We start from the raw sequence: 4,044 nt of genomic DNA on the forward strand, positions 1-4,044 counted from the left end.
TGGTGCCGCGGGTGGCCGGGGTGGTGCAGCAGGTGGCGGCCGAGCTGGGCCAGGCGGTGAAGCGCGGCGAACTGCTGGCGGTGATCGCCAGCCCGCAGCTGTCCGACCTGCGCAGCGAACTGGCGGCGGCGCAGCGGCGCCTCGAGCTGGCGCGGGTGACCGATGAGCGCGAGCGCCAGCTGTGGCGGGAAAAGGTCTCCGCCGAGCAGGACTACCTGCAGGCGCGCCAGGCCCGCCAGGAAGCCGAGATCGCCCTGGCCAACGCCCGGCAGAAGCTCGGCGCCTTGGGCGGCACCGGCGGCGACCGCTACGAACTGCGCGCGCCCTTCGACGGCGTGGTGGTGGAGAAGCACCTGGTGCTGGGCGAGGTGGTCGATGCCAGCAGCGCCGCCTTCACCCTCTCCGACCTGTCGCGGGTCTGGGCCACCTTCGCCGTGGCGCCGCGCGACCTGGCCTGGGTGCAGCTGGGCAAGGCGGCGCAGGTCGAGGCGGTGGACCTGGGCATGCGCGCCGAGGGCCGCGTCGCCCAGGTCGGCAGCCTGCTGGGCGAGCAGTCGCGCATGGCCAGCGCCCGGGTGGTGGTGGCGAACCCCGGCGGCGCCTGGCGGCCGGGCCTGCCGGTGCAGGTGACGCTGGCCGCCGCGCCGCGGGCGGCGGCGGTCAGCGTGGCGGAGGCGGCCGTGCAGCGCCTGGAGGAACGGGACGTGGTGTTCGTCCGCCGAGACGGCGCCTTCGTCGCCCAGCCGGTGCGCCTGGGCGCCCGCGGCCAGGGCCGGGTGGAGGTGCTGCAGGGCCTGGCGGCCGGCGAGCAGGTCGCCGCCGCCGGCAGCTTCGTCCTCAAGTCGGAGCTGGGCAAGGCCGGCGCCGAGCACGCCCACTGACCGCCGGAGCCCCCCATGTTCGAACGCATCCTCCGTTTCGCCATCGAGCAGCGCTACCTGGTGCTGCTCGCCGTGCTGGGCATGGCCGCCCTGGGCGTGGCCAGCTACCAGAAGCTGCCGATCGACGCGGTGCCCGACATCACCAACGTCCAGGTGCAGGTCAACACCGCCGCCCCCGGCTACTCGCCGCTGGAGACCGAGCAGCGCATCACCTACCCCATCGAGACCGCCATGGCCGGCCTGCCGGGCTTGCAGCAGACGCGCTCGATCTCGCGCTCGGGGCTGTCGCAGGTGACGGCGATCTTCGCCGACGGCACCGACATCTACTTCGCCCGGCAACTGGTCAACGAGCGCCTGCAGCAGGCCCGCGAGCAGCTGCCCGAAGGCGCCGAGGCGGCGCTGGGGCCGATCTCCACCGGCCTGGGCGAGATCTTCCTGTGGACCATCGAGGCCGCCGAGGACGCGCGCAAGGAGGACGGCACGCCCTACACCCCCACCGACCTGCGGGTGATCCAGGACTGGATCGTCAAGCCGCAGCTGCGCAACGTGCCCGGCGTGGCCGAGATCAACACCATCGGCGGCCAGGCCCGGCAGTACCAGGTGGCGCCGGACCTGCAGCGCCTGGCCGCGCACCGCCTGACCCTGGCCGACCTGCTGGCGGCCCTGGAGCGCAACAACGGCAACGTCGGCGCCGGCTACATCGAGCGCAACGGCGAGCAACTGCTGGTGCGCGCGCCGGGGCAGCTGGCCGGCCTGGAGGACATCGGCAACGTGCTGGTGGCCAACCTGGACGGCACGCCGATCCGCGTGCGCGACGTGGCCCAGGTGCAGATCGGCCGCGAGCTGCGTAGCGGCGCGGCCACCGAGAACGGCCGCGAGGTGGTGCTGGGCACGGTGTTCATGCTGATCGGCGAGAACAGCCGCAGCGTCGCCGCCGCCGTGGCCGAGCGCCTGGAGCAGGTCAACCGCAGCCTGCCGGCGGGGGTGCGCGCGGTGCCGGTGTACGACCGCACGCAACTGGTGGACAAGGCCATCGCCACGGTGAAGAAGAACCTGCTGGAGGGCGCGGTGCTGGTCATCGCCGTGCTCTTCCTGTTCCTCGGCAACCTCCGCGCGGCGCTGATCACCGCCATGGTCATCCCCCTGGCCATGCTGTTCACCTTCAGCGGCATGTTCGCCAACCGCGTCAGCGCCAACCTGATGAGCCTGGGCGCGCTGGACTTCGGCATCATCGTCGACGGCGCGGTGGTCATCGTCGAGAACGCCATCCGCCGCCTGGCCCACGCCCAGCAGCACCACGGCCGCCTGCTGACGCGCAGCGAGCGCCTGCACGAGGTGTTCGCCGCGTCGAAGGAGGCACGCCGCGCGCTGATCTTCGGCCAGTTGATCATCATGGTGGTGTACCTGCCGATCTTCGCCCTCACCGGCGTCGAGGGGAAAATGTTCCACCCCATGGCCTTCACCGTGGTCATCGCGCTGTTCGGCGCCATGCTGCTGTCGGTGACCTTCGTGCCGGCGGCTATCGCGATCTTTGTCAGCGGCCGGGTGCAGGAGCGGGAGAACTGGCTGATGCGCGGCGCCCGCCGCGGCTACGAGCCGGTGCTGGGCTGGGTGATGGGCCACCGCGCGCGGGTGTTCGCCGGCGCCGCGCTGCTGGTGCTGGGCGCCGGCCTGCTGGCCACGCGCATGGGCAGCGAGTTCGTGCCCAGCCTCAGCGAAGGCGACTTCGCCCTGCAGGCCCTGCGCGTGCCGGGCACCAGCCTGACGCAGTCGGTGGAGCTGCAGGCGCGCCTGGAGCGCCACATCCTCGCCCGGGTGCCGGAGGTGCAGCGGGTGTTCGCCCGCACCGGCACCGCCGAGATCGCCTCCGACCCCATGCCGCCGAACATCTCCGACAGCTACCTGATGCTGCGCCCGCAGCAGGACTGGCCGGACCCGCGCAAGCCGCGCGCGCAGCTGGTGGCGGAAATCCAGCGCGCCGCCGCCGAGGTGCCGGGGAGCAACTACGAGCTGTCGCAGCCGATCCAGCTGCGCTTCAACGAGCTGATCTCCGGGGTGCGCAGCGACGTGGCGGTGAAGGTCTTCGGCGACGACATGGCGGTGCTCGAGCAGACCGCCGGGAAGATCGCCGAGGCCCTGCGCCAGGTGCCCGGCGCCTCCGAGGTGAAGGTGGAGCAGACCGGCGGCCTGCCGGTGCTGACCCTCGACATCGACCGCGAGCGGGCGGCGCGCTACGGCCTGGCCGTCGGCGACGTGCAGGACTTCGTCGCCATCGCCGTGGGCGGGCGCCAGGCCGGCACGCTGTTCGAGGGCGACCGCCGCTTCGACCTGCTGGTGCGCCTGCCCGAGGCGCAGCGCAGCGACGTCGACGGCCTGTCGCGCCTGCTGCTGCCGTTGCCGGCCGGTGCCGACGGGCGCATCGCCTTCATCCCCCTCGGCCAAGTAGCGCGGCTGCAACTGCTGCAGGGGCCGAACCAGGTCAGCCGGGAGAACGGCAAGCGCCTGGTGGTGGTCAGCGCCAACGTGCGCGGCCGCGACATCGGCTCCTTCGTCGCCGAGGCCGAACAGCGCCTGGCCGGCGAAGTGCAGGTGCCGGCCGGCTACTGGACCGCCTGGGGCGGCCAGTTCGAGCAGTTGCAGTCGGCGGCCGAGCGCCTGCGGGTGGTGGTGCCGGTGGCGCTGCTGCTGGTCTTCGTGCTGCTGTTCATGATGTTCGGCAACGTCCGCGACGGCCTGCTGGTGTTCACCGGCATCCCCTTCGCCCTCACCGGCGGGGTGGCGGCGCTGTGGCTGCGCGACATCCCGCTGTCGATCTCCGCGGGGGTGGGCTTCATCGCCCTGTCCGGGGTGGCGGTGCTCAACGGCCTGGTGATGCTCGCCTTCATCCGCAACCTGCGCGAGGCGGGTCGCGGCCTGGACGCGGCCATCCACGAAGGCGCCCTGACGCGGCTGCGCCCGGTGTTGATGACGGCGCTGGTGGCGTCGCTGGGCTTCGTGCCCATGGCGCTGGCGACAGGGACTGGCGCCGAGGTGCAACGGCCGCTGGCTACGGTGGTGATCGGGGGCATTCTCTCCAGCACTGCGCTCACGCTGCTGGTGTTGCCGGCGCTGTATCGCTGGGCGCACAGGCGTGATGAGGTGGGCTGAGCAGGGACGTAAAAAA

General features: G+C 72.5%; 2 protein-coding genes. Both read left to right on the forward strand.

What is annotated here, in order from left to right:
• On the forward strand, nt 1-881 hold an 881-nt coding region (locus DK254_RS20120), incomplete at its 5' end, for an efflux RND transporter periplasmic adaptor subunit (protein WP_109935182.1).
• Nucleotides 882-896: 15 nt separating this feature from the next.
• On the forward strand, nt 897-4,028 hold the full coding sequence (locus DK254_RS20125) for a CusA/CzcA family heavy metal efflux RND transporter (RefSeq protein ID WP_109935183.1): 3,132 nt from the start codon (nt 897-899) through the stop codon (nt 4,026-4,028).
• The last annotated feature ends 16 nt before the right edge of the window (nt 4,029-4,044 follow it).

Source organism: Pseudomonas sp. RW407 (assembly GCF_003176655.1).
Taxonomy (GTDB): domain Bacteria; phylum Pseudomonadota; class Gammaproteobacteria; order Pseudomonadales; family Pseudomonadaceae; genus Pseudomonas; species Pseudomonas delhiensis.